This is a genomic window from Xanthomonas sp. NCPPB 2250, from assembly GCF_056725265.1.
In genome coordinates, this window is the sequence record NZ_CM161520.1 from 3,657,888 (window position 1) to 3,682,289 (window position 24,402).

At 68.9% G+C, this 24,402-nt stretch carries 15 protein-coding genes; 7 read left to right on the forward strand and 8 right to left on the reverse strand.

What is annotated here, in order from left to right; translation table 11 throughout:
• Positions 1-43: 43 nt before the first annotated feature.
• Positions 44-2,803 carry a TonB-dependent receptor plug domain-containing protein gene (locus AC1PMG_RS14595; RefSeq protein WP_481111677.1) on the forward strand — a complete coding sequence of 920 codons (2,760 nt, stop codon included), beginning with the start codon at positions 44-46 and terminating at the stop codon, positions 2,801-2,803.
• Between the two features lie 307 nt (positions 2,804-3,110).
• Here the strand turns inward: AC1PMG_RS14595 and AC1PMG_RS14600 are convergent, their stop codons facing one another.
• Entirely contained in the window at positions 3,111-4,676 is a 1,566-nt protein-coding gene (locus tag AC1PMG_RS14600) for a tetratricopeptide repeat-containing sulfotransferase family protein (protein WP_481109355.1), read from the reverse strand.
• Between the two features lie 456 nt (positions 4,677-5,132).
• Here AC1PMG_RS14600 and AC1PMG_RS14605 point away from each other — a divergent pair, with 456 nt between their 5' ends.
• Together AC1PMG_RS14605 and AC1PMG_RS14610 are read left to right on the forward strand one after the other, a co-directional pair.
• Positions 5,133-7,940, forward strand: a complete 2,808-nt coding sequence (locus AC1PMG_RS14605; RefSeq protein WP_481109356.1) for a TonB-dependent receptor plug domain-containing protein — start codon at positions 5,133-5,135, stop codon at positions 7,938-7,940.
• Between the two features lie 79 nt (positions 7,941-8,019).
• Positions 8,020-10,023, forward strand: coding sequence for an alpha/beta hydrolase family protein (locus AC1PMG_RS14610; RefSeq protein ID WP_481109357.1), 2,004 nt, complete (start codon positions 8,020-8,022; stop codon positions 10,021-10,023).
• 125 nt (positions 10,024-10,148) lie between these two features.
• Here the strand turns inward: AC1PMG_RS14610 and AC1PMG_RS14615 are convergent, their stop codons facing one another.
• Positions 10,149-11,741: a phytoene desaturase family protein gene (locus AC1PMG_RS14615; protein WP_481109358.1), complete on the reverse strand. Its 1,593-nt coding sequence runs from the start codon at positions 11,739-11,741 to the stop codon at positions 10,149-10,151.
• A gap of 201 nt (positions 11,742-11,942) precedes the next feature.
• Between AC1PMG_RS14615 and AC1PMG_RS14620 the strand changes: the two genes are divergently transcribed.
• Together AC1PMG_RS14620 and AC1PMG_RS14625 are read left to right on the forward strand one after the other, a co-directional pair.
• Positions 11,943-14,042: a M13 family metallopeptidase gene (locus tag AC1PMG_RS14620; protein WP_481111678.1), complete on the forward strand. Its 2,100-nt coding sequence runs from the start codon at positions 11,943-11,945 to the stop codon at positions 14,040-14,042.
• Between the two features lie 237 nt (positions 14,043-14,279).
• Positions 14,280-16,292 (forward strand): M13 family metallopeptidase, encoded by a 2,013-nt coding sequence (locus AC1PMG_RS14625; protein WP_481109359.1) that lies wholly within the window; start codon positions 14,280-14,282, stop codon positions 16,290-16,292.
• Between the two features lie 138 nt (positions 16,293-16,430).
• Here the strand turns inward: AC1PMG_RS14625 and AC1PMG_RS14630 are convergent, their stop codons facing one another.
• The 6 genes from AC1PMG_RS14630 to AC1PMG_RS14655 all read right to left on the reverse strand — a co-directional run bounded on the left by AC1PMG_RS14630 (position 16,431) and on the right by AC1PMG_RS14655 (position 22,719).
• Positions 16,431-17,087, reverse strand: coding sequence for a rhomboid family intramembrane serine protease (locus AC1PMG_RS14630; protein ID WP_481109360.1), 657 nt, complete (start codon positions 17,085-17,087; stop codon positions 16,431-16,433).
• An 848-nt stretch (positions 17,088-17,935) separates the two neighbouring features.
• Complete coding sequence (locus AC1PMG_RS14635; RefSeq protein ID WP_481109361.1) at positions 17,936-18,319, reverse strand: MGMT family protein; 384 nt, start codon at positions 18,317-18,319, stop codon at positions 17,936-17,938.
• Positions 18,316-19,251, reverse strand: a complete 936-nt coding sequence (locus tag AC1PMG_RS14640) for a DMT family transporter (RefSeq protein ID WP_481109362.1) — start codon at positions 19,249-19,251, stop codon at positions 18,316-18,318. Before AC1PMG_RS14640 ends, AC1PMG_RS14635 begins: the two co-directional genes overlap by 4 nt.
• An 88-nt stretch (positions 19,252-19,339) precedes the next feature.
• Positions 19,340-20,701, reverse strand: coding sequence for a glutathione-disulfide reductase (gene gorA / locus AC1PMG_RS14645; protein WP_481109363.1), 1,362 nt, complete (start codon positions 20,699-20,701; stop codon positions 19,340-19,342).
• Positions 20,702-20,858: 157 nt separating this feature from the next.
• The gene (locus AC1PMG_RS14650; protein ID WP_481111679.1) at positions 20,859-22,082 is read right to left on the reverse strand and encodes a DUF418 domain-containing protein; all 1,224 of its coding nucleotides are present in this window, start codon (positions 22,080-22,082) and stop codon (positions 20,859-20,861) included.
• A 157-nt stretch (positions 22,083-22,239) separates the two neighbouring features.
• Complete coding sequence (locus tag AC1PMG_RS14655; protein ID WP_481109364.1) at positions 22,240-22,719, reverse strand: FKBP-type peptidyl-prolyl cis-trans isomerase; 480 nt, start codon at positions 22,717-22,719, stop codon at positions 22,240-22,242.
• Positions 22,720-22,828: 109 nt separating this feature from the next.
• On the opposite strand from AC1PMG_RS14655, the gene AC1PMG_RS14660 reads away from it, so the two are divergent.
• Positions 22,829-23,371 (forward strand): C40 family peptidase, encoded by a 543-nt coding sequence (locus tag AC1PMG_RS14660; protein WP_017909248.1) that lies wholly within the window; start codon positions 22,829-22,831, stop codon positions 23,369-23,371.
• Positions 23,372-23,478: 107 nt separating this feature from the next.
• On the forward strand, positions 23,479-24,312 hold the full coding sequence (locus AC1PMG_RS14665) for a C40 family peptidase (protein ID WP_481109365.1): 834 nt from the start codon (positions 23,479-23,481) through the stop codon (positions 24,310-24,312).
• Positions 24,313-24,402: the final 90 nt, after the last annotated feature.

The following is a 24,402-nucleotide window of genomic DNA, read 5'->3' on the forward strand; positions in this document are numbered from 1 at the left end:
TAGTTTCAAGCACAGCCACCTGAGTGCCGCGCTGGCCTCCGCCATGCTTGTTCCGGCCGCGTTCGCCGCCTTCGCGCAGGACGCCACGACCGATGACAAGACCGACAAGGCGACGAATCTCGACAAGATCACCGTCACCGGCTCGCTGATTCCGCAGACCGAGATCGAGACCGCCACCCCGGTCACCACGATCAACGCCGAAGAGATCAAGGCGCGCGGCTTCAGCACCGTCGCCGACGTGCTGCAGAAGAGCTCGTTCGCCACCGGCGGCGTGCAGGGCGGGCAGAGCTCGGGCACCTTCACCCAGGGCGCGAAGACGGTCAGCCTGTTCGGCCTGCCGCCGGGCTACGTGAAGTACCTGATCGACGGCCGCCCGATGTCGAACTATCCGGCGCTGTACAACGGCAGCGACACGTTCAACAACATCAGCGGCATTCCGATCGATCTGGTCGACCGCATCGAAATCCTGCCGGGCGGCCAGTCGTCGCTGTACGGCTCCGATGCGATCGCCGGCGTGATCAACGTCATCCTCAAGAAGAAGATGGACGGCGCGGTGTTCAGCATCCGCGGCGGCGGCTTCTCCGAGGGCGGCGGCAGCAACTTCCGCACCACCTTCGCCGACGGCTGGACCTCGGCCGATGGCCGCACCAGCATCCTGGGCGGCGTGCAGTATGAAGAGAAGGATCCGATCTGGGCCTATCAGCGCAGCCAGACCAAGCAGTTCAACACCCAGGGCTACAACGCCCAGCTGCCGAGCCGCGACTTCCTGGTCTACAGCCCGTTCACCAGCTACAAGTTCCTCGACCCGAACAACTGCAACAACGTGTCCGGCCTGTTCGGCGGCACCATCGCCAAGCAGCAGCGCCGCGGCTTCGGCGACGAGTACTACTGCGGCTCCAAGTACACCCCGGGCTACCGCACCCTGGACAGCGGCACCAAGTCGCTGCAGGCCTACCTGCACGGCACCCATGACCTGAACGACAACGTGCAGCTGTACGGCGACGTGCTCTACAGCCACGACGAGGTCAAGTACAACGCCGGCTCCAACTACATCTGGTGGGGTACCGCTGCCGACTTCGGCTACTACTACGATCCGAACGTGGGCGACCTGCTGAACCTGCAGCGCTCGTTCGCCCCGGAAGAAATGGGCATCAACGGCATCAAGGACACGATGAGCCGCAACAAGAGCGACTCGGTACGCGTGACCTTCGGCGCCCAGGGCCAGCTCGGCCAGTCGAGCTGGGACTACGATGCCGGCGTCACCTACACCCAGTACAAGCTGGAAGAGCGTCAGCTGGTCCGCTACAAGAACGCGATCGACCAGTTCTTCGTGAACCGCGTGCTGGGCCCGCAGCTCGGCCTGGATCCGCTGTATGACACTTACCCCGTGTACTCGCCGAACTATGCCGCGTTCTACTCGCCGATCAGCCAGGCGGACTTCGCCAGCTTCACCGGCCAGGCCACCAACAAGAGCAAGACCTCCGACGGCATGATTCGCGTGCAGGCCACCAACGGCAAGCTGTTCAGCCTGCCTGGCGGCGACGCGGGCCTGGCCGTGGTCGGCGAGTACGGCAAGCAGAAGTGGGACTACGCGCCGGATCCGGTGATCCTCAACGGCGAGGTCTGGGGCCTGACCTCGGTGGCCGGCGGCGGCCAGCGCGACCGCTACGCGCTGACCTCGGAACTGCGCATGCCGGTGTTCGACCCGCTGACCATCACCCTGGCCGGCCGCTACGATGCGTTCAAGGCCAGCGGCCGCACCATCGACAAGCCGACCTACAGCATCTCGCTGGAGTACCGCCCGTTCGAGACCCTGCTGCTGCGCGGCAAGTACGGCACCGCGTTCCGCGCGCCGACCCTGTCCGACCTGTACCAGGGCCAGAGCGGCTACTACAACAGCGTCGTCGACTACTACCAGTGCGCGCGCCGCGGCTACCTGCCGGGCAACACCGACAACTGCCCGGCGGCCTTCTCCAGCCGGCAGTTCCGCGGGACGCAGTCGGGCAACCTGGACCTGAAGCCGATCAACGCCGATGTGTGGAGCGCCGGCTTCGTGTGGTCGCCGGTCGACCGCATGGCGCTGACCGTCGACTACCTCAACTGGGACATCAGCGATGAGGTCACCCAGCAGAGCGCCGACGGCCTGAGCCTGCAGGACTACCGCTGCCGCGCCGGCATCGACGATGCCGCCTCGGCGCTGTGCCAGGCCACGTTCGCCCAGGTCACCCGCAACGCCGCCGGCCAGATCACCAACATCTACACGCCGAAGATCAACGTCTCCAACCAGAAGCTGGAAGCGGTCACCGCCTCGTTCCGCTATGGCTACGACTTCGGCCGCTGGGGCGACCTGAGCACCATCGCCAGCTACAGCGAGAACCTGCGCCACAAGTACGTGCGCTACACGGGCGATACGCCGGTGGACCTGCTGAACGATCCGTACTGGAGCACCGACCCGAAGCGCAAGGCCGACGCCTCGCTGACCTGGGACATCGGCAAGTTCTCGACCACCTGGTACGCGAGCTGGTTCGACAAGACCCCGAACTACGCGGCGACCGTCGCACCGGCCGGCTATGCCTCCCCGCGCGCCGGCAAGCTGCCGTCGCACATCACCCACAACGCCAGCGTGACCTACAAGGCGTTCGAGGGCATGGAGCTGTCGCTGATGATGACCAACGTGTTCAACAAGATGCCGCCGCTGGACAAGTCCTACCCGGGCAGCGCGCAGTGGGCGTACAACGAATACAACTTCGATGTGTACGGCCGTGCGTACTACCTGGAAATGCGTTACTCGTTCGGCAAGTAAGAACGCGCGCATGCAATGAAAGAACCCACCCGCGAGGGTGGGTTTTTTTTTGCGCGGCGAATCGCGGAAATGGCAACCCTACCCTCGCCTGCCACAGCCGGCAGGCGGCGCGATCCCCGGGATCTTCATCCAGTCCGGCACGTCGGCGCCATGTGCTGGACGCGGCATCGCTCATCCAACCACATGCGTGACGGCCGAGTTGCGCGCCGTTGCGCTCGTCAGCGCCGGTGCGCGACAAGGCACGCGCAGGCATCGCGACGCGCGGCCAGGACCGCGGCCGGCAACCGCAAGCCGGGCCGTCGAGTCGCTATGGATAAAACGCCGACAACAGCGCCTTCAGCTCGTCCAGATCCTCGCCGTAGCGCTGCCAGCGGCCCATGTAGGACCGCGTCATCGACGTGCGCACCTGCACCACGCTGGCGGTCGCCACCGGCGCCTGGTTCTGCTCGAAACGCAGGCAGGCGTCGTCCCACGGCAGGCCGCAGAACGCCAGCAGGCGGCGCGTGGTCGGCTCCTGCGCGTTCACCAGATCCTCGTAGTCGACCTGCAGGATGCGTTGCGGCAGCACCGCGTTCCAGTGCGCCATCAGCCGGTCGAACATCAGGAAGTAGCGGCCGACGTCCATCAGGTCGAACGAGTAGTCGTAGTACGGCGAAGACAGCGCGAACAGCTGGCGGAAATTGCTCAGGCAGGTGTCCATCGGATCGCGCCGCAGGCACACGATCTTCGCCTTCGGCAGGGCGCGCGCGATGTGGCCGGCGTAGAGGAAGTTGTGCGGCAGCTTGTCCACGAAGCGCGGCTTCAGCGCCGTGCCGGGCCGCGTGGACTCGACATAGCCGCGGCCGAGCGCGCGCCAGTCCAGTCCCTGCACCTGGCTCAGCGTGGCCTCGTCGAGGATCTCCGGCGACGGCGTGCCGGTCAGGCGCTTGAGCACCACCGAGAAGTTCTGCAGTTCCCCCGCCGAGTGCACCTGCGGATGGCTGGACAGGATCCGGTCCACCAGCGTGGTGCCGCTGCGCGGCATGCCGATCACGAAGATCGGCTCCTCGCTCTCGAAGCCCGCCACCGGCGCATCATCGGCGCGGAAGCTGCGATGCAGAGCCTCGAACAGGCGCGCATCGCGCTCGGAGGTGTAGCCGCGCGCACGCTTGTGCACCGACTTGCCCTGCACGTAACCGCGGAACGCCGCGCGGTAGTCGCCGAGGTCTTCGTGCTCCTTGGCCAGCGCCAGGTTCAGGTGCAGCACCGCGTCCGGATCGTCGCCGGCCGACGCCAGCGCGGCCTCGAGCAGCGCCAGGTTGTTCTCCTCCGGCGTCCACTTGCGCAGTTGCGACAGCGACAGATACACCTTCCAGTAGCGCGGCTCCAGCGCCAGGCAGGCGCGGTATTCGGCCTCGGCCTCCTGCAGCCGTCCGGAGAACAGCAGCGAGGTTCCCAGGTTGTAGCGGAAGCTGGCCTGCTGCGGCGCCGCCTGCACCGCACGCGTGAACGCCTGCAGCGAGGCGGCATGTTCGTTGACCTGGCTGTAGACCACGCCCAGCGTGTCCAGGGTATGCGCATCGGTGGGCTGCAGCGCCATCGCCTGATCGGCGAAACGGTGCGCATCCTGCAGGAACCGCCCCATCGCCAGCACCCGCGCCAGTTGCGCCGCGTAGTCGGCGCGTTCGGGATTCAGGGTCGCGGCCCGGTGCAGATGCACCGCGGCGACCTGCATCTGCTGCAACTCCAGCGCCGCCACGCCGGCGACGAAATGCACGCCCGGATGCTGCGGCAAGGCCTGCAGCAGATGCTGGGCGATGCGCAGCGCGTGCGGCCAGTCGCTGCGGTTGAGCGCCGCGATGGCCTGGTTGTAGAGCTGAACCTGTTCGCTCATGGATGCGCCCGATCTCCCCTGGAAGGCTGGCCGCGGCGGCACGCAGGCAGGCGCGGCGGTCTCCGATTATGACTGCAGTGCAGCATTCGCGCGCATGCGCGGTGTCTGCCGCCGGCCACCGGCGCACACCCCGGCCGCAGGGCGAGCGCGGAGCGAAACGGGCTCGCCCTGGTGCAAACGACGCGGCGACAAGGGCTTGCATCACGTGGCGTCCAGGTGCGCCCGCCGCGGCGACCGCCTTTACAGCAAGCCCGCTTCAAAAACATGTCATGTAACGCAAATTTTTCGTTACTTTTCCGATTCGTTCATGCTACGGTCAAGAAACGTGAAACGGACCTCACACTCTCTACACGTACCTGTCCAGGAAGGGACCCGGGTACTGCACATGCATCTAGGGGAAATTTGTCAATGTCAGTCAAAGCACCGACTCCCAAGCGGAGTCTTCTGGTCGTTGCTGTGTCCGCCATTCTGGCCCTGCCCGTCGCATCGGCGCTGGCGCAAAGCCAGACCCCGAGCGAGGAATCGGAAACGGAACAACTGACCGAGGCCACCGGCGCCAAGGCGCATACCCTGGAGAAGGTGACGGTGACCGGTTCGCGCATCCAGCGCACCGAAGTCGAGGGCCCCTCGCCCGTCACCATCATCTCCGCCACCCAGATCGAGCGCGAAGGCTTCAACACCGTCTTCGACGCGCTGAGCACGCTCACCCAGGCCTCGGGCTCCACCCAGAACGAGCTGTTCCAGGGCGGCTTCACCCCCAACGCCAGCGTGATCAACCTGCGCGGTCTCGGCCCCGGCCGTACCCTGCTGCTGATCAACGGCCGCCGCGCCGCGGACTACCCGCTGCCGTACAACGGCCAGAGCAACTTCGCCAACTTCGGCAACATCCCGGCCGCGGCGGTCGATCGCATCGAGATCCTCGCCGGCGGCGCCTCGGCCATCTACGGCTCCGATGCGGTCGCCGGCGTGGTCAACGTCATCCTCAAGACCAACTACGAGGGCGACCTGGTCAAGCTGCGCGGCAGCACCCTGACCCGCGGCGGCGGCGACGTCGGCGACTTCCAGTGGATCGGCGGCAAGACCGGCGACCGCTGGAGCCTGACCTACGCCTTCGAGTACACCGCCGGCGAGCCGCTGTACGGCTATCAGCGCGACTTCATGGACTCGGCGCTGGACAACCCGTTCCCGCCGGCCTTCGTCGGCATCCAGCCGACCGGCACCATGCGCGTGCGCCGCCGGACCGGCTCGACCACCAACTCCTATTTCGCGCCGCCGGCCGGCGCCTGCGAACAGTTGGGCGACGAGTGGGTGCGCTGGAACTACCGCACCGCCAGCGCCGCCGGCGCCATCACCAACCTCGGCCAGGCCTGCGGCACCTTCAAGGATCCGGCCTACCAGACCATCCGCAACGAGAACAACGACCTGTCCGGCTACGCCTACGGCACCTTCGATTTCGAAGGCGGCATGCAGGGCTGGGCCAGCCTGCAGGCCTGGTCGTCCGAGTCCAAGTACACCTCGGGCACCCAGTTCTGGTCCGGCCGCACCAATGGCGCGCTGTGGTTCGATCCGGGCTTCAACGCGCTGGTCGACGCGCAGCGCGTGTTCGCCCCGCAGGAAGCCGGCGGCGTCGAGCACCTGATGGCGCGCAACAAGGAGAAGTCCTACGACTTCGCCGCCGGCCTGCGCGGCAAGCTGGGCGACCGCTTCGACTGGGACCTGACCCTGTCGCGCGCCGAGTACAAGGTGAAGGTCGATCGTCCGCGCCTGATGGCCTCGGCGGTCAACGACTACTTCCTCGGCCAGCAACTGGGCACCCGCGTGGTCGGCGGCGTCACCTATCCGGTGTATCGCCTGAACCAGCAGCGCTACTACAGCGCGCTGACCCCGGACCAGTTCGCGGCGTTGAGCACCACGGTCAAGACCGACGCCAACTCGCACGTCAACCAGGGCAGCTTCGTGCTCTCCGGCGACCTGTTCGAGCTGCCGGCCGGCGCGCTGGGCTTCGCCGGCGTCGTCGAAGCCTCGCAGCAGGAATACAAGCTCAACGCCGACCCGCGCATCCTGCCCGACTACACCGGCACCGACCGTCCGTACAACCTCACCGGCACCGGCGGCGGCGGCAAGCGCGACCGCTACGCGCTGGGCGTGGAGCTGTCGATTCCGATCCTCAGCTCGCTGAAGGCGCATCTGGCCGGACGCCTGGACAAGTACGACGACGTCACCGCGGTGGACGACGCCAAGACCTGGAACGCCGGCCTGGAATGGCGTCCGCTGGACAATCTGCTGTTCCGCGGCTCCTACTCCACCAGCTTCCGCGCGCCAGACCTGCACTACGTGTTCGCCGATCGCAGCGGTTCGTTCTCCAGCATCTTCGACACCCGTCGCTGCCTGGAAAGCGGCCGCGCCGCGGCGCAGTGCCCGACCTCGGACACCACGGTGAACTACACCGCGTACGGCGTGCGCCAGGGCACCACCAACCTGTCCGAGGAAACCGGCACGTCGTGGACCGCCGGCTTCGTGTGGGACGTGCTCGACGGCCTGTCGGTCACCGCGGACTACTACGACATCCGCCTGAAGAACGTGGTGGCCGACATCACCTCCACCTACATCCTCGACGGCGAAGCCGGCTGCGTGACCGGGCTGACCCGCAACCGCAACCCGTTCACCCTGGGTGCGCCGGGCTCGGCGTTCTGCAACGACATGCTGTCGCGGGTCACCCGCCTCAGCGCGCCGGGCACGCCGAACGACGGCCAGATCACCGAGATCCGCCGCGGTCCGATCAACCGCGCCTTCCTCGGCACCAAGGGCATCGATGCGTCGCTGGACTACCGCCTCGACACCGACCGTCTGGGCGACTTCCGCTTCCAGGTGGGCTACTCGCACACCCTCGAGCAGAAGTCGGCCGAGTTCAAGGGCGATCCGATCCTCGATTACCGCGACGACCTGGGCAACTTCGACTTCCGCAGCCGCATCCGCACCACCGCGACCTGGCAGAAGAACGACTGGCAGGCGGCGGTGTTCATGATCCGCTACGGCAGCCTGCCGAACTGGCAGGAGACCGGCCGCATCGCGCCGTACTTCATCTGGAACGCCAACGTGGGCAAGAGGCTGACCGACAAGCTGACGGTCAACTTCTACGTCAACAACGTGTTCGACAAGACCCACCCGAAGGACAGCGGCTACAACACGTATCCGTACTTCTGGCGCGCCTACAGCCCGTACGGCCGCGAGGTGGCGGCGGAGTTCCAGTACCGCTTCCGCTGAGCCGCACCACGCGCACTGGAGGTCAGCGAGAGCCCGGCATCGGGCTCTCGCTGTGTTCAATCACGCAAAAAGGATTCTCGTGAAACGACTCGTTGCTTTCTGCGCGCTGGGGCTGTGCCTGCACGTCGGCATCGCCGCGGCGGCTCCCCCGCCCATTGCGGATTTCGTCAAACGTCCCACCTACAGCGCGGTTAAGATTTCGCCGGACGGCGAATACCTGGCGCTGACCGTGGACCGCGGCGAGCAGGACGTGCTGACCGTGCTCGGCACGCGCGATCTCAAGCCGATCAAGGTCAACGTGCTGCCGGACGGCAAGAGCGTCGGCGCGTTCTACTGGACCGGCCGCAAGCGGCTGCTGTTCACCGCGGTCAAGAAGGTCGGTTCGTTCGAACGGCCGATGGGCACCGGCGAGTGGTTCGCGGTCGACGCCGACGGCGGCCAGCCGCGCACCCTGATCGAATACGGCACCCAGGGCGTCACCCAGCGCGGCAAGAGCGTCGGCCGCGAATCGTTCGCGCTGCTCGACACGCTGCGCGACGACGAGCAGAACGTGATCATGCAGGTGCGCTACCCGCGCTCCTCGGAAGGCGCCGGTACCGAGGTGGTGATGATCGACACCCTCAGCGGGCGTCGCAAGTCGCTGGGCCGCGCGCCGAAGACGAACTGCTCCATCGCCCTGGACGCGGCCAAGCAGCCCGCGTTCGCCACCTGCCAGAGCGACAAGGACGAGGACACCGGCTACGACAGCCATAGCGAGGTGTACGCGCTGAAGGACGGCAAGTGGGAGCTCATCAACGCCAGCAAGGCCGATGGCGCGCGCCTGGACATCGCCTGGTCCACCGCCAACGGCCGCGTCTATGCCACCCGCGACGACGGCAAGGCGCCCGGCGCGTTCGGCTATCTGGATCCGCGCAGCGGCGGCTTCGTGGCCCTGTTCCAGGACCCCACCAGCGAGGTCGCGCGCACCATCAACGCCACCGACGGCTCGGACACCGCGCTGGCGGTGGTCACCGAGGCCGGCGCCCCACAGGTCAAGCTGATCGACGAGGCGCATCCGGACGCGGCGCTGTACGCCAGCCTGGCCGCGGCCTTTCCCGGCCAGTACGTCGACTTCGCCAGCGCCACCCGCAATGGCGACACCATCGTGGTCAGCGTGCGCAGCGACCAGAATCCCGGCGAGCTGTACCTGTACCAGCGCGCCACCGGCAAGGCGCGCTTCCTGATGAAGAGCCGGCCCTGGATCGATGCGGCGAAGATGGCCACGATCACGCCGATCCAGTTCACCGCGCGCGACGGGCTGCGCATCCACGGCTACCTCACCGTGCCGGCCGGAGCGCAGGCGAAAAACCTGCCGCTGATCGTCAACGTGCACGGCGGACCGATGGGGCCGCGCGACAACTGGGGCTTCCATTCGGAGGCGCAACTGTTCGCCAGCCGCGGCTACGCCACGCTGCAACTCAACTACCGCGGTTCCGGCGGCTTCGGCAAGGCGTTCATGGACCGCGCCTACGGGCAGTGGGACGGCGGCATCCTCAACGACATCGTCGACGGCACCCAGTACGCCATCCAGCAGGGCCTGGCCGATCCGACGCGGATCTGCATCTACGGCGGCAGCTTCGGCGGCTACGCCGCGATGATGGCGCCGGTGCGCGCGCCGGGGCTGTTCCGCTGCGCGTTCGGCTACGTCGGCATGTACGACGCCAAGATCCAGTTGCGGCTCAGCGACACCAGCAAGAGCGAGAGCGGCAGGCGCTATCTGCTGCGCGCCTTCGGCAGCACCAGTGCCGAGCAGGAGCGGATGTCGCCGATCAACCACGTGCAGGCGCTGACGCTGCCGATCTACCTCGCCGCCGGCGCCCGCGACGACCGCTGCCCGCCGGAGCACACCGAGGCACTGGCCAAGGCGCTGCAGGCGGCCGGGCATCCGCCCGAAGGCGTGATCGTGCAGTCCGGCGAAGGCCACGGCTTCTACAAGGAGGAGAACAATCTCAACCTCTACACCCGGATGCTGGGGTTCTTCGACGCGCACCTGGGCGGTTCCGCGACACGACCGAGCGCATCCGCGCAGGCCGGCGCGCCCTGACGCTGACGCAGACAACGCCACGGCGCGCCGCCGTGGCGCGCGCGGCGCGCTGCACGCGCCGCGCCTTTCCCTCGCCCTGGTCGCCATGCCAGGGTTTTTTTTGTCCTGCCGTTGCGGTTCGCCGCTCAGCCGCGCAGCAGCGCCATCGCCGCGTTGTGGCCGGGCGCGCCGGTCACGCCGCCACCGGGATGGGTCCCGGAGCCGCACAGGAACAGGCCGGGAATCGCACCGCGGTACGCCGCCTGGCCGAGCATCGGACGCGCACTGAACAACTGGTTGAGGCTCAGCGCGCCGTGGAAGATGTCGCCGCCGACGAGGCCGAAGGTGCGTTCCAGATCCAGCGGGCTCAGCACCTGCCGGCCCAGCACCGAGGCGGCGAAGCCCGGCGCGTAGCGCTCGACGGTGGCGATCATCAGATCGGCGACCTCGTCGCGGTGCGCGTCCCAGTTGCGCCCCTCCGGCAACTGCGGCGCCACGTGCTGGCAGAACAGGCTGGCCACGTGCTGGCCGGGCGGCGCCAGGCCATCGTCCAGGGTGCTGGGAATCAGCAGTTCGACGATCGGTTCGCGCGACCAGCCGTGCCGGCGCGCGTCGTGGTAGGCGCGGTCCATGTAGTCCAGGCTCGGCGCCAGCACGATGCCGGCGGTGAGATGGTCGCCCGGCCCCGGCAGCGCGCTGAAACTGGGCAGCCGCGACAGCGCCACGTTCATGCGGAACGTGCCGGAACCGCAACGCCAGTGCGCCATGCGCTCGCGGGTGGCGACCGGCACGTGCGCCGGATCGAGCAGGCGCTCGTACAGCAGCTTGGGATTGACGTTGGCGACCACGTGCCGCGCCCGCAGGCGCTCGCCCTGCTCGGTGACCACGCCGACCGCGCGTCCGCCCTCGACCAGGATTTCGCGCACGCCGGCATCAGTCCGGATCTGCGCGCCGGCCGCGGTCGCGGCACGGGCCATGGCCTGGGTGATCGCGCCCATGCCGCCCAGCGCATGACCCCAGGCGCCCTTCACCCCGTTGCTCTCGCCGAACACGTGGTGCAGCAGCACATAGGCCGATCCCGGCGTGTACGGGCTGGCGTAGTTGCCGACGATGCCGTCAAAACCGAACAGTGCCTGCGCCGCGTCGCTCTCGAACCAGCGCTGCAGATACTCGGCGGCGGAGATGGTGAACAGGTCCAGCAGGTCCTGGCGCAGCTCCGCATCCAGCGCATGCAGGCGGCGCCCGAGACGGCCGGCACGCAGCAGTTCGGGCAGTGCCTGCAGCCAGCCGCCGTCGGTGACGTTGGGCGGCGGCTGCAGCGCCAGCGCGCGCAGCACGTCGGCGATGCGCTCCAGCCGCGCCTCGTAGGCCGGCAGGCGCGCGGCGTCGCGCGCGGAGAACTTGGCCAGTTCGGCCTGGGTGTGGCCGGCGCCGGTCAACAGGTAGCGCCCGTCCGGCAACGGCAGGAAGTTGTTGCGCCGGCGCGGCACGATGCGCAGGCCGTGCCCGGCCAGGTCGAGATCGGCGATCACCTTGGGCTGCAGCAGCGACACCGTGTAGGACGCCACCGAGTTGCGGAAGCCGGGGTGGAACTCCTCGGTCACCGCGGCGCCGCCGACCACGCCGCGCCGTTCCAGCACCGTCACCTTCCAGCCGGCCCGCGCCAGGTAGGCGGCGCAGACCAGGCCGTTGTGGCCGGCGCCGACGATCAGGGCATCGCATGGCGGTTCGCGGGTCATGGCCGCATGGTAAGCCAGCGCCGGCGGGCCTGCCGACGGCAGGCGGCGACGCCGTCCTGCGGCGCAATGGCCAGGGCCACCCATGACCTTCGACACCCCTGAAACCTGCAGTGGCGGCGTAGAGTCTCGCCACGGCCCGTGCGGGCCATTCCTTTATCCACGTCGGCCTGGAGCCTGCCTGTGACCCTTCGCAATCCCAAGATGCTGCTGTTGACCCTGGCCGTGAGCGCCGCGCTGACCGGCTGCAACAAGCCCGAGAGCGCCGCGCCCGCCGCCGACGCCGCCAAGTCCGCGCCGGCCGCCGCCCCGGCCGCGGCGTCGACCGACCTCAAGCTCGACACCAGCAAGCTGCCGGCCTACAACGCCTTCAACGTCGACGACCTGGACGCCAGCAAGAACGCCTGCGACGACTTCAACGGCTACGTCAACGGCAAGTGGCTGGCCGCCAACGAGATCCCCAAGGACCGCAGCAGCTGGGGCGCGTTCTCGATCCTGGACGAGCGCTCGGTCGCGGCGCAGCACCAACTGGCCGAACAGGCCGCCGCCGCGGCCAACCCGCAGGGCGTGGAGAAGATCGTCGGCGACTTCTGGTCCTCGGGCATGGACGAAGCCAAGATCAACGCCCAGGGCATCGCGCCGCTGAAGGCCGACCTGGCCGCGATCGACGGCCTCAAGGACGGCCCGGCGGTGGCGGAGTACCTGCGCCAGAGCGCGGCCAAGGGCGAGAACGGCCTGTTCGGCTTCGGCGCCGAGGCGGACTTCAAGAATTCGGCGATGAACATGGCCTACGCCATGCAGGGCGGCCTCGGCCTGCCCGACCGCAGCTACTACTTCGACGCCGACAAGCAGGACAAGCTCAAGGCCTACCAGGCGCACGTGGCCAAGGTGCTGGAGCTGGCCGGCGTGCCGGCGGCCGACGCGGCCAAGCAGGCGCAGGACGTGGTGGCGCTGGAAACGCGCCTGGCCAAGGTGTCCAAGTCCAGCGAGCAGCTCTCGCGCGACGCCGAGCTGTCCTACAACCCGGTCACCCCGGCCGACGCCGACAAGCTGACCCCGAACTTTCCCTGGACCAAGTTCTTCGAGTCGCAGGGCGTGGCCGTGCCGGAGAAGTTCTCGCTGGCGATCCCGGCCTTCCACCAGGAAGTGAGCAAGGCGCTGGGCGACACCGACCCGTCGGTGTGGCGCGCCTACCTGCGCTTCCACTCCGTGGACAGCGCCTCGCCGTACCTGAGCGACGCCTTCGCGCAGGAAAACTTCGCTTTCTACGGCAAGGAACTCAACGGCCAGGCCGAGATGAAGCCGCGCTGGAAGCGCGTGCTCGGCAGCATCAACGAAGGCGCCGGCGAGGCGATGGGCCAGATGTACGTCAAGGTCGCCTTCTCGGCCGACGACAAGGCCAAGATGCAGCAACTGGTCGAGAACCTGAGCCAGGCGCTGAAGGCGCGCCTGGAGAAGCTGACCTGGATGAGCGACGAGACCAAGGCCAAGGCCCTGGACAAGTGGAAGACCTTCACCCCGAAGATCGGCTACCCGGACAAGTGGCGCGACTACGCCAGCCTCAGCACCCAGCGCGACAGCTACCTGGACAACGTGCGCGCCGCCACCTCGTTCAACTACAAGTACAACCTCAGCAAGATCGGCAAGCCGGTGGACAAGACCGAGTGGGGCATGACCCCGCAGACGGTCAACGCCTACTACAACCCGCTGCAGAACGAGATCGTGTTCCCGGCGGCGATCCTGCAGCCGCCGTTCTTCGACCCCAAGGCCGACGACGCGTTCAACTACGGCGGCATCGGCGCGGTGATCGGCCACGAGATGACCCACGGTTACGACGACCAGGGCGCGCGCTTCGGGCCGACCGGCAACTTCGAGAACTGGTGGACCCCGGCCGACGCCAAGAAGTTCTCCGCACTCACCGGCAAGCTGGTGCAGCAGTTCGACGGCTACGAGGTCGACGGCAAGCACGTCAACGGCAAGCTGACCCTGGGCGAGAACATCGCCGACCTGGGCGGCATCACCACCGCCTACGACGCCATGAAGAAGGCCACCGAGGGCAAGGACGACCCGAAGGTCGGCGGCATGAGCCGCGACCAGAACTTCTTCATCAACTGGGCCACCGTGTGGCGCACCAAGTACACCCCGCAGAACGCGATGGTGCGCCTGACCACCGATCCGCACGCCCCGGCGCAGTTCCGCGCGATCGGCGCGCCGTCGAACCTGGAGGCCTTCGCCACCGCGTTCCAGTGCAAGCCGGGCGCGCCGATGGTGCGCAGCGGCGACAAGCGCGTGGTGATCTGGTAAGCGACGACGTCGTTGCCGTCCCGCGAAAAGGCCCGGCTTGTCCGGGCCTTTTCTTTGCGTGGGCGTCGGCCTGCGACGGCGGTGGCGATGCCGGCCGCCCTACCCGGCCGACCGTATCCGTGGTCGCCGGCGTCCCTCACTGAATCCGATGGGGACGTGGACGCGCATCATCGCCACAGTTGCACACCGCGCCTTGTTAAACTCCGCCGACTTTAATCCTGACCGGATGCGTTCCCGATGCCCAATGCCCGTCCGCTTGCCCTCGCCGTCGCCCTCGGCCTGATCGCCCTCGCCTCCGCCGCCGATGCCGCGCCCAAGAAGAAGCGCGCCGCCGCGCCCAAGGCCCCGCCGATCAGCGCCGCCTGCAGCGACTTCTACGACGACGCCAACGCCGACTGGCTGAAGCAGAACCCGGTGCCGCAGACGGGCGCGGTCACCGCGCTGGGCCAGCTGGCCGAGCGCACCCAGCAACAGCAGCGCGACCTGCTCGACGCCTCCATGCAGTCGCCGCAGAACGCGGTGCAGAAGGCGCTGGGCGATTTCTGGGCCAGCGGCCTGGACGAGGCCGCGGTGGAGAAGGACGGCTCCAACCCGATCGCGCCGCTGCTCGGCCGCATCGATGCGATCAAGAAGGCCAAGGACGTGCCGGCCTCGATCGCCGCGCTGCACCAGATCGGCATCCCGGTCGCGTTCAACTTCGGCGCCGACGTCGACCTGAAGGCGCTGGACCGCCACATCGGCTACTTCATGCAGGGCGGCATGGGCCTGCCCGACCCGGCCTTCTACACCCGCACCGACGCCGACACCATGGCGCTGATGGGCCGCTACCGCACCTACGTCAAGCAGATCCTGACCCTGACCGGCACCCCGGCCGACCGCCTCGAGGCCGACGCCCAGTCGGTGCTGCAGATCGAGACCGCGCTGGCGCGCAGCGCCAAGTCGCTGTCCGGCATCAACAACCCGTTCAACAACTACGCGCCGATCTCGACCAAGGAGTTGAACAAGCAGTACCGCAACCTGCAGCTCGACGCCTTCCTCAAGGCCCAGGGCGTCAACGACGACCTGGTGTCGATGGCCGACCCGGACATGTTCAAGCAGCTCGACGGCATGATCGTCAGCATCAAGCCCGAGCAGTGGAAGGCCTACCTGCGCTGGCGCGTGGGCGATGCGATGGCGCCTTACCTGTCCAAGAGCTTCCGCGACGCCAGCTTCGAGTTCCGCGGCCGCGTGCTGCAGGGCCAGGTCGCGCCGCCGCCGCGCTGGGCGCAGGTGCTGGACGCGATCAACGTCGCCGCCGGCCCGATGCTGGGCCGCGAGTACGTGGCCCGCTACCTGTCGGCCGACACCCGCCGCCAGGCCGAGACCATCGCCGACCAGGTGCGCGACGCGCAGATCGCCGCGGTCAAGCGCAGCACCTGGCTGAGCGAGCCGGCGCGCACCGAAGCGCAGGCCAAGCTGGCCGCACTGAAGATCGAGGTCGGCGCCCCGCGCCGCGACCTCGACTACACCCTGCAGCCGATGGGCCGCGGCAGCTTCGGCGGCAACATGCTGATCGCCTCCACCTGGCGTCACCGCGAGGAGATGAAGCGCATCGGCAAGGGCAACGCCGACCGCCGCTGGGACGTGCTGCCGCAGCAGCCGGCGCTGACCTACGACATCGCCCAGAACCGCCTGATCGTCACCGCCGCGGTGCTGCAGCCGCCGGTGTACGCGGCCGGCGGCGACGCCGCGGCGCTGTACGGTGCCTACGGCGCGATGGTCGCGCACGAGCTGATCGGCGCCATCGACAGCAAGGGCAGCCAGGTCGACGCGCAGGGCCAGTTGCGCAACTGGTGGACCCCGGAAGACAAGAGCGCGTGGAACGCGCTGGCCGCCCGCACCGCGGCCCAGTACGGCGCCTACGACTTCCCCGGCGTGAAGGGCGCCAAGGTCAACGGCCCGCTGACCCAGGACGAGGACCTGACCGACATCGGCAGCGTCGAACTGGCCTGGCAGGCCTACAGCGCCGCGCAGCCGACCGCCAGCGAGGCCGGCAAGCAGGCGTTCTACAAGGCCTGGGCCGGCCTGTGGGCGCAGCAGTTGTCGCCGACCGACGCCGTGCAGCGGGTCACTGCCGACGTGCACGCGCCCGGCCGCTGGCGCACCAACGGCGCACTGGCCAACCTGCCCGCCTTCGCCGCGACCTTCACCTGCAAGCCCGGCCAGCCGATGGTGCGCAGCGAGGCCGAACAGATCCACCTGTGGCCGTGAGCCGGTGCCGGCGCTAGCCGCCGGCCAGGCATACACAGCAAGACGGCGCGGGCAACCGCGCCGTCTTGCGTTCAGGGGTCGGGAAAACGTGTCGCCGGCGCTGCGCTTGCGGCGCGCAGCAGCGGCAGGCGTTTTCGCTCAGCGCACGATGCGCGGGCGCGGCGGCTTGCGCTTGCCGAACGGCGGCTGGCCGCGCCAGTAGCGGATCATCAGCCAGCCGAACAACATGCCGCCCAGATGCGCGAAATGCGCCACGCCCGGCTGCCAGCCGGTGAAGCCCATCAGCAGCTCCAGCGCGCCGAACACGATCACGAAGGTCCGCGCCTTCATCGGGATCGGCGGGAACAGCAGCACCACCCGCTGGTTCGGGAACAGCATGCCGAAGGCCAGCAGCAGGCCGAAGATGCCGCCGGAAGCGCCCAGGGTCGGATACGGCTCGTTGCCGTTGCTGAGCATCCACCAGCCGACCAGCAACTGGCACAGGCCGGCACCGACCACGCAGACCAGGTAATAGGTCAGGAAGCGCTTGTTGCCCCAGGTCTGCTCCAGCGGCCCGCCGAACATGTACAGCGCCAGCATGTTGAACAGCAGGTGCGAGAAACTGCCATGCAGGAAGCCGTAGGTCAGCAACTGCCAGAGCTGGAAGTTCTGCCCGGGCGAGAACGCATCGAAGGCGCCGATCGGCCACAACATAAAGGGCGCGAACGTGTCCGTGCCGAGCAGCATCTGCAGCAGGAATACCACGACGTTGCCGATCAGCAGCGCTTGGGTGACGGGCGGAAGTCTGGGGAACATGGTCGGGTCCGTGGCAACTGTCCCCATCATAGCCGCTCGCCAGAGCATGCACCCCAACCAATGCAGCGGCATGCCATGACCAACGACGCTCTTCCAAGAGGTATTGCGAGCGCGGTGCGCCGAAGAGACAGACGAGGGCGCGGGCGAAGCCTCGCGCAGTCAACATGCAGCATGCGCTTCGCGTCCGTACCCTCACCCCAACCCCTCTCCCGCGGGGAGAGGGGCTTGTACGTCCCTTCTCCCCTTGGGAGAAGGTGCCCCGCAGGGGCGGATGAGGGTACGGCGCGCAGCCTCGTGCAGTTGAAACACCACACGCGCTTCGCGCCCAACCCTCACCCCAACCCCTCTCCCGGAGGGAGAGGGGCTTGTACCTCCTTCTCCCTCCGGGAGAAGGTGCCCCGAAGGGGCGGATGAGGGTAAGGGCGCAGCCTCATGCAGTTGAAACACCACACGCGCTCCGCGCCCAACCCTCACCCCAACCCCTCTCCCGCAGGGAGAGGGGCTTGTACGTCCCTTCTCCCCTTGGGAGAAGGTGCCCCGAAGGGGCGGATGAGGGTAAGGGCGCAGCCTCGTGCAGTCGAAACACCGCATGCGCTTCGCGCCCCGACCCTCACCCCAACCCCTCTCCCGCGGGGAGAGGGGCTTGTACGTCCCTTCTCCCTCCGGGAGAAGGTGCCCCGAAGGGGCGGATGAGGGTAAGGGCGCAGCCTCGTGCAGTCGAAACACCGCATGCGCTTCGCACCCCTACCCTCACCCCAACCCCTCTCCGTGGGGAGAGGGGCTAAGCCATTCACAGCCGGCGTCTTCTGCTCTTTGAGACACGAGCCCCGCAGTTCTGGCGCGCCTCGCTACCGAGGCCCCCAGACCTCGGCATCGAGATCGCGCGCCGGCGCCAGCGCACGCTTCACCCGTCCGCCCTGCACCGCCACGCCCTCGGCGCGCAGGCGCTGGCATTGCTCGCGATAGCCGCGCGAGCCTTCCGGAAAGGCGATGCGGCCGTCGCTGCGCAGCACCCGATGCCAGGGCAGCGCGGCGTCGGTGTTGCCACCGAGCAGGCGCGCCACCAGGCGCGCGCGTCCCGGCAACCCGGCCAGTATCGCCACCTCGCCATAGCCGCGCACCTGGCCCGACGGGATCGCCCGGATCGTCGCCAGGATCCGCGCATGCGCCTCGGCCGCCGCCGTCGCGGCCGGCGCCGACGCGCGCGCTGCGGGCGGCCGCCGTGGACTCATGCCGGCCGTGCCCGCACCGGCCGCGACACCAGCAGCACCCCGCCCAGTACCAGCACAGTGCCGGCGATCTGCCACGGCCCCATTGCCTCGCCCAGCACCATCACGCTGAGCACGATGGTGGAGACCGGGCCGAGCATGCCGATCTGCGACGCGAGCGCCGAGCCGATGCGCTGCACCGCCAGCATCGTCGCCAGTACCGGCACCGCCGTGCACAGCGTGCCGTTGAGCAGCGACAGCGCATAAACCGGTGCCGGCAGGACCAGCGCGTGCAGCGGCCGCAGCAGCAGGAACTGGGCGATGCACAGCGCGCAGGCGACCAGGCTGGCGTAGGCGGTCAACCGCACCGCGCCGACCCGCGCCACCAGTTGGCCGCTGCCGACCAGATAGGCCGCATAGGCCAGCGCGCTGCCGAAGACCAGCAAGCTGCCCCAGGCGGTACGCGCGCCGCCGATCTGCAGGTCGTGGCCGAACGCCAGCAACACGCCCAGGTAACTCAACGCCAGCGCCCACAGCTGGCGTCGCTGCGGCCGTCGCCGCCACAGCAGCACGCCGATCAGCAGCACCAGGGTCGGGGTGAGATAGAGGATCAGCCGCTCCAGGGTCGCGGTGATGTACGCCAGGCCGAGAAAGTCCAGGAAGCTGGCCAGGTAGTAGCCGAGCACGCCCAGGGCGACGATCCGCCAACGGTCGCCCGCCTGCAGCGGCGGCGCGCGGCGCGCTACCCACAAGGCCATCGCCGCGAAGCACGGCAATGCCACCAGCATGCGCAAGGCCAGCAGGGTCACTGCATCGACACCGTAGCGATAGCCGAGCTTGACGATGATGGCCTTGCCCGAGAACGCGATCGCGCCGCCGGCGGCCAGCAGCACGCCACCGAGGCTGGCCTGGGTGGCGGTGGGGGCGACGGCGGCGGACGTGCCGGGCGCGCTCATCGCGCAGCGCCGCGGCAGGGAGAAGAGAACACGTGCATGCCGCCATTCTACGGCGCCACAGCGAACCAGCCGCCGGATCGCCGCGACCTCAGCGCATCAGCACCACTTCCTCGGCGGAAGTCGGATGGATCGCCACGGTGTCTTCCAGTTGCTGCTTGGTCACGCCCAGCTTCAATGCCACCGCAAAGCCCTGCAGGATCTCGTCGGCCCCGTCGCCGAGCAGGTGGAAGCCGACCACGCGCTCCTCGGCGCCCACGCACACCAGCTTGAACAGGCTGCGCTGCGGCGAATCGGCCAGCGCCTGCAGCATCGGCCGGAAATTGCTGCGGTACACGGTCACCGCGTCGGCGCCATAGCGCTCGCGTGCCTGCTCCTCGCCCAATCCCACCTGGCCGAGCGGCGGATGCGAGAACACCACGCTGGGCACGTTCTCGTAGTCCAGCCGCGCCTGCGGCCGGTCGCCGAACACGCGGTCCATCAGCTTGCGCCCGGCGGCGATCGCCACCGGGGTCAGGCCGACCCTGCCGGCCACGTCGCCGATCGCATACAGCCCCGGTACGTCGGTGTTCTGGTACGCGTCCACCACGATCTCGTGCTTGTCGCCCAGGCGCACGCCCAGCGCTTCCAGGCCGAGGTCGCGTGTGTTGGGCCGGCGCCCGATCGCGAAGAACACCTTGTCGACGCGCTCGCCGGGCTGCCCCTGCGCATCGACCACGCACAGGCCCTTGCCGCTGCGGCGCAAGGCGCTGGCGCGGTAACCGAAATGCAGGCGCACGCCCTGGTGGCGCAGGTTGTCGGCAAGCTGCCGTGCCAGTTCCGCGTCGAACCGCTCAAGCAGGCGCTCGCCCTGCACGTACAGTTCCACCCGGCTGCCCAGCGCCTGCAGCAGCCCGGCCAGTTCCACCGCGATATAGCCGCCGCCGATGATCGCCACCCGCGGCGGCGCCTCGCACAGGTTGAAGAAGTCGTCCGAGACCAGGCCCAGCTCGGCGCCGTCGATGTTCGGCCGCAGCGCGTGCGCGCCGGTGGCGATCACCACGTGCTTGGCGCTGACCCGCACGCCGTCGTCGCATTCGACGGTGTGCGCATCGACCAACCGACCGCGCCGCGGGATCAGCACCACGCCGTCGGCATCCAGCCGGCGCCGGTAGCTGGCGTGGATGTTGCCGATGTAGCCCTGGCGATGCGCCACCAGTTCCGCCCACGACAGCGTGGCCTCGGGAATGGCGAAGCCGACTGCGCGCGCTAGGTCGATGCGTTCGACCAGATCCGCCGCCAGCCACATCGCCTTCTTCGGCACGCAGCCGACGTTGACGCAGGTACCGCCGAGCGCGCTCGGCTCCAGGATCGCCACCCGTGCGCCATGGCTGGCGGCGCGGAAGGCGGTGGCCAGGCCGCCGGACCCGCCGCCCAGCACCAGCAGGTCGTAATCGCGGATCGACCCGTTCACGGCGCACGCTCGGCGCGCGGCGGGGTCGCATCGGGCGCGGCGCGGTGCGCGCGGTTCACATCGTCCATCGGCTGTCCTGTCGCATGTCTCGGTCGCCGCGGAGCATGCCATGGGCGACCGCGCGGCAGATGTGAGGACGCCGCTGCAGCGCCTGCGCTCAGGCCGCGTCGCTGCGCCGCATCGGCTGCCAGCGCAGGTAGCTGGCCGAGCGCCACAGCCACTCCACCGGACCGAAGCGGAACCGCTGCAGCCACCAGTGCGACAGCGCCACCTGCAGCGCGAACAGCGCGACCGCGAACGGGATCTGCCAGGCGCGCGGCAGTTGCTCGAAATAGCCGAAGCCGTAGCCGTAGAACAGCGTGGTGCACACCAGCGACTGCAGCAGGTAGTTGCTCAGCGCCATGCGCCCGGCCGGCGCCAGCCACTGCAACGCGGGCGCGGCGCGCACCAGCCAGGCCGCATAGCCCAGCGCCATCAGACCACTGGCGATGCTGGCCAGGGCATAGGCACAGGTCAGGCGCAGATCCAGCCGCGCCGGATCCATCCACGGCTCCAGCCGGAAGCTCAGCAGCATCAGCGCCAGCCCCAGCGGCAGCACGCCCCAACGCAGCACGGCGAGCAGCCGCGGGAAGCGCTGCGGTTGCGCGGCCAGGCCGCTGCGCACGCACCAGGCGCCGAGCAGGAACATGCCGAAGATGGTCGGCGCGTTGAACACCAGCACGCCCAGCGATTCGACCAGGTCGCGCGCGCGCTGCGCGGTGGCCTGGACATAGCTGCCGTGACCGAACACCTCACGCTGCTGCGCCAGCGCCGCCGCGCCGTGCCGCGCCTGCTCGGCCATCTCGCGCTGCCACTGCGCCGCGCCGTGCGGATCGGCCTGCGCCGCCCAGGAGGCCGCGCCGACCAGCAGCCACAGCGCCGGCGCGAACAGGTAGACCACCAGCGCCATGCCGGGCAGCCAGCGCGTGGGCGCCTCGCGGAACGCCAGCAGCATGAACGCCAGCAGCGCATAGCTGACCAGGATGTCGCCGGACCACAGCAACAGCGCGTGCAGCAGGCCGATCAGCAGCAACCCCGCACTGCGACGCAGGAAGAAACCGCCGAACGGCCGTCGCGCGGTCTCGGCGCGCTGCGCCATCACCGCGAAGCCCATGCCGAACAGCAGCGAGAACAAGGTGTAGAACTTGCCCTGCACCAGGATGTAGACCAGGGCGTCGGCGATGCGGTCGGCGCCGCGCAGCGCCGGATCCAGGCCGGTCATCGCCGCGTCCAGCGGGCCGACGAAGCCCTCGATGTTCATCAGCAGGATGCCCAGCAGGGCGAAGCCGCGCAGCACGTCCAGCGTGGCGATGCGCTCGGCGGGCGCGACGGGCTGCAACACGGGGGCGGAAGTGGCCAAGGCGGCACCGGACGGAAGGCCGGCGATGTCCCTCGCCGCGATCAGGAAGGCCGCCGGCGTCCGCGGCGGCACGACGGCGCCGCTGCGCGCGGCGCCAGGGCTGGCGGCACCGGCGCGACCGGCACCGCCGCAAACGCACTCAGTGGTGGTGGCCGCCGTCGCCGTGCACGTGGCCGTGCTCGATCTCTTCGGCGCTGGCCTCGCGCACGTCGACGATCTCCACGTCGAAGTGCAGGTCCTTGCCGGCCATCGGGTGGTTGAGGTCGACGTCGACCACGCTCATGCCGACCTTCTGCACGGTGACCACGCGCGGGCCGAAGTTGGTCTGCAGCACCACCTGGCTGCCCGGCTGCAGCTTGGCCGCGCCGAAATGCTTCTTCGGCACGCGCTGGCTCAGGCCCTCGCGGTATTCGCCGTAGGCGTCCTTGGCGGCCACGTCGACGCCGAAGCTGTCGCCGGCGGCCTTGTCCATCATCGCGTTCTCCAGGCCCGGGATGATGTTGCCGTGGCCGACCAGGATCACCAGCGGATCGCGGTCCTTGGAGCTTTCGATCGGTTCTTGACCGACTTCCGAAACGGTGTAGTGGAAACGGACGACGCGGTCTTTTTCGATCTTCATGTGCACTCTGCGCTGTGGCTGCCGGGGGCAGACGGGATGGGCGGCTTGTCGGCCGCCGGGAGCGCCGCCATGATGGCGGCCTTCTGAGGTCGCGCATTATCCCGGCTCCATGCACAACACGCCAGTTTCGCCGCGCGGCCGCCGCGCGTTCCCGTGGTGGCTTCCGCTGCTGTGCACCGCCGCGCTGGCGGCCTGCGGACGCCACGAGGTCCGCCACACCCGGCCGGCACCGGTGGCGGTGCGCGAGTGGCCGCAGGTGGCGCCGGCCGACCCGGGCGCGGCCAACGCGGTGCTGATGCGGGCGCTGGGCCTGGTCGGCACGCCCTACCGCTACGGCGGCAACACCCCCGAGTCCGGGTTCGACTGCAGCGGCCTGGTCGCCTACGTCTACCGCGACATGCTCGACCTGCGGCTGCCGCGCACCTCGCGCGAGCTGGCCGCGGTGCAGGGGCCGCGGATCGACCCGCAGCGCCTGAGCACCGGTGACCTGGTGTTCTTCGGTAGCGCAGGAAATGTGACGCACGTTGGAATTTATGTCGGTGAAGGCCGCTTCGTGCACGCTCCAAGCACGGGCGGAACGGTGCGCCTGGATTCGCTGGACGGGGCCTACTGGCGGGACCATTACACCGGCGCAAAGCGGGTTTTGCGCTGAACTGTGATTTCACCCACATTCATAATTACGAAAATTTAACCTTATTTGAACTTCCTATTTCTGTCTACAAGGCATGATCCCCCATCGTTTTATTTTGTGATCCAAGCGTGACGACCGAAGCCCAGACCTCTCCAGGCAAGCCCGCCGTTCCCCGCCGGACCGCTTTCCGCCTCTTCTGCACCGCCTCGCTCTGTTTCTCGGCCCTCCCGGCCCTGGCCCAGACCGCTCCCGCCGACACCGTCGTCCCGGAAGCGATCGCGACCGTCGCCCCCGCTCCCGCCCAGGTGAGCGCCACCGCGACCACCGCCCAGGCGACCGCCCAGACCCCCAACACCGCCACCTCGGCCAAGCCGGCCGCCGCCCAGGCAACCGCACCGTCGCGCAGCAAGGCCGACGCCGCCGCCACCGCCACCCTGGCCGCCCTGCTGCCGCACCTGGCCGCCAACGACACCATTCCGCTGATGGACCGCTCGGCGATGTTCGCCGGCGACATCAGCCGCCTGCTGGCCAACTACGACGTGTCCCAGCCGGTCCCGCGCGAAGGCGTGGTGCCGGGCGGCGACAAGGTCCAGTCCGTGCTCAAGCGCGCCATGGCGCTGCTGGGCACCCCGTACCGCTGGGGCGGCGAGGACACCGAAGGCTTCGACTGCAGCGGCCTGGTCGGCTACGTGTTCCGCACCGCGCTGGGCATCGAGCTGCCGCGCGTGTCGCGCGAGATGGCCCGCGAGGCCAACGCCCAACTGATCAAGGACCGCGACGCGCTGGCGCCGGGCGACCTGGTGTTCTTCGGTCGCAAGGGCCGCGTCGACCACGTCGGCCTGTATGTCGGCGAGGGCCGCTTCCTGCACGCCCCCAGCCGCGGCAAGGACGTGCGCGTGGACACGCTGACCTCCGGCTACTGGGGCGAGAAGTTCGTGCAGGCGCGCCGCGTGGCGATGTAAGCCACCCTGTTCTGCAGACACTTGAAGAAAGGCCGCTGGGGACAGCGGCCTTTTTTGTTGCGACGTTTCGCGGCCGCCCGGCTGGCGGTC

Excerpts from the sequence above, each read along its gene's own strand:
- AC1PMG_RS14625 (WP_481109359.1), top strand. The coding sequence starts at position 14,280 with ATGCCCAATGCCCGTCCGCTTGCCCTCGCCGTCGCCCTCGGCCTGATC.
- AC1PMG_RS14620 (WP_481111678.1), top strand. The coding sequence starts at position 11,943 with ATGCTGCTGTTGACCCTGGCCGTGAGCGCCGCGCTGACCGGCTGCAAC.
- AC1PMG_RS14655 (WP_481109364.1), bottom strand. The coding sequence starts at position 22,719 with ATGAAGATCGAAAAAGACCGCGTCGTCCGTTTCCACTACACCGTTTCG.
- AC1PMG_RS14640 (WP_481109362.1), bottom strand. The coding sequence starts at position 19,251 with ATGAGCGCGCCCGGCACGTCCGCCGCCGTCGCCCCCACCGCCACCCAG.
- AC1PMG_RS14630 (WP_481109360.1), bottom strand. The coding sequence starts at position 17,087 with ATGTTCCCCAGACTTCCGCCCGTCACCCAAGCGCTGCTGATCGGCAAC.
- AC1PMG_RS14635 (WP_481109361.1), bottom strand. The coding sequence starts at position 18,319 with ATGAGTCCACGGCGGCCGCCCGCAGCGCGCGCGTCGGCGCCGGCCGCG.
- AC1PMG_RS14660 (WP_017909248.1), top strand. The coding sequence starts at position 22,829 with ATGCACAACACGCCAGTTTCGCCGCGCGGCCGCCGCGCGTTCCCGTGG.
- AC1PMG_RS14595 (WP_481111677.1), top strand. The coding sequence starts at position 44 with ATGCTTGTTCCGGCCGCGTTCGCCGCCTTCGCGCAGGACGCCACGACC.
- AC1PMG_RS14600 (WP_481109355.1), bottom strand. The coding sequence starts at position 4,676 with ATGAGCGAACAGGTTCAGCTCTACAACCAGGCCATCGCGGCGCTCAAC.
- AC1PMG_RS14615 (WP_481109358.1), bottom strand. The coding sequence starts at position 11,741 with ATGACCCGCGAACCGCCATGCGATGCCCTGATCGTCGGCGCCGGCCAC.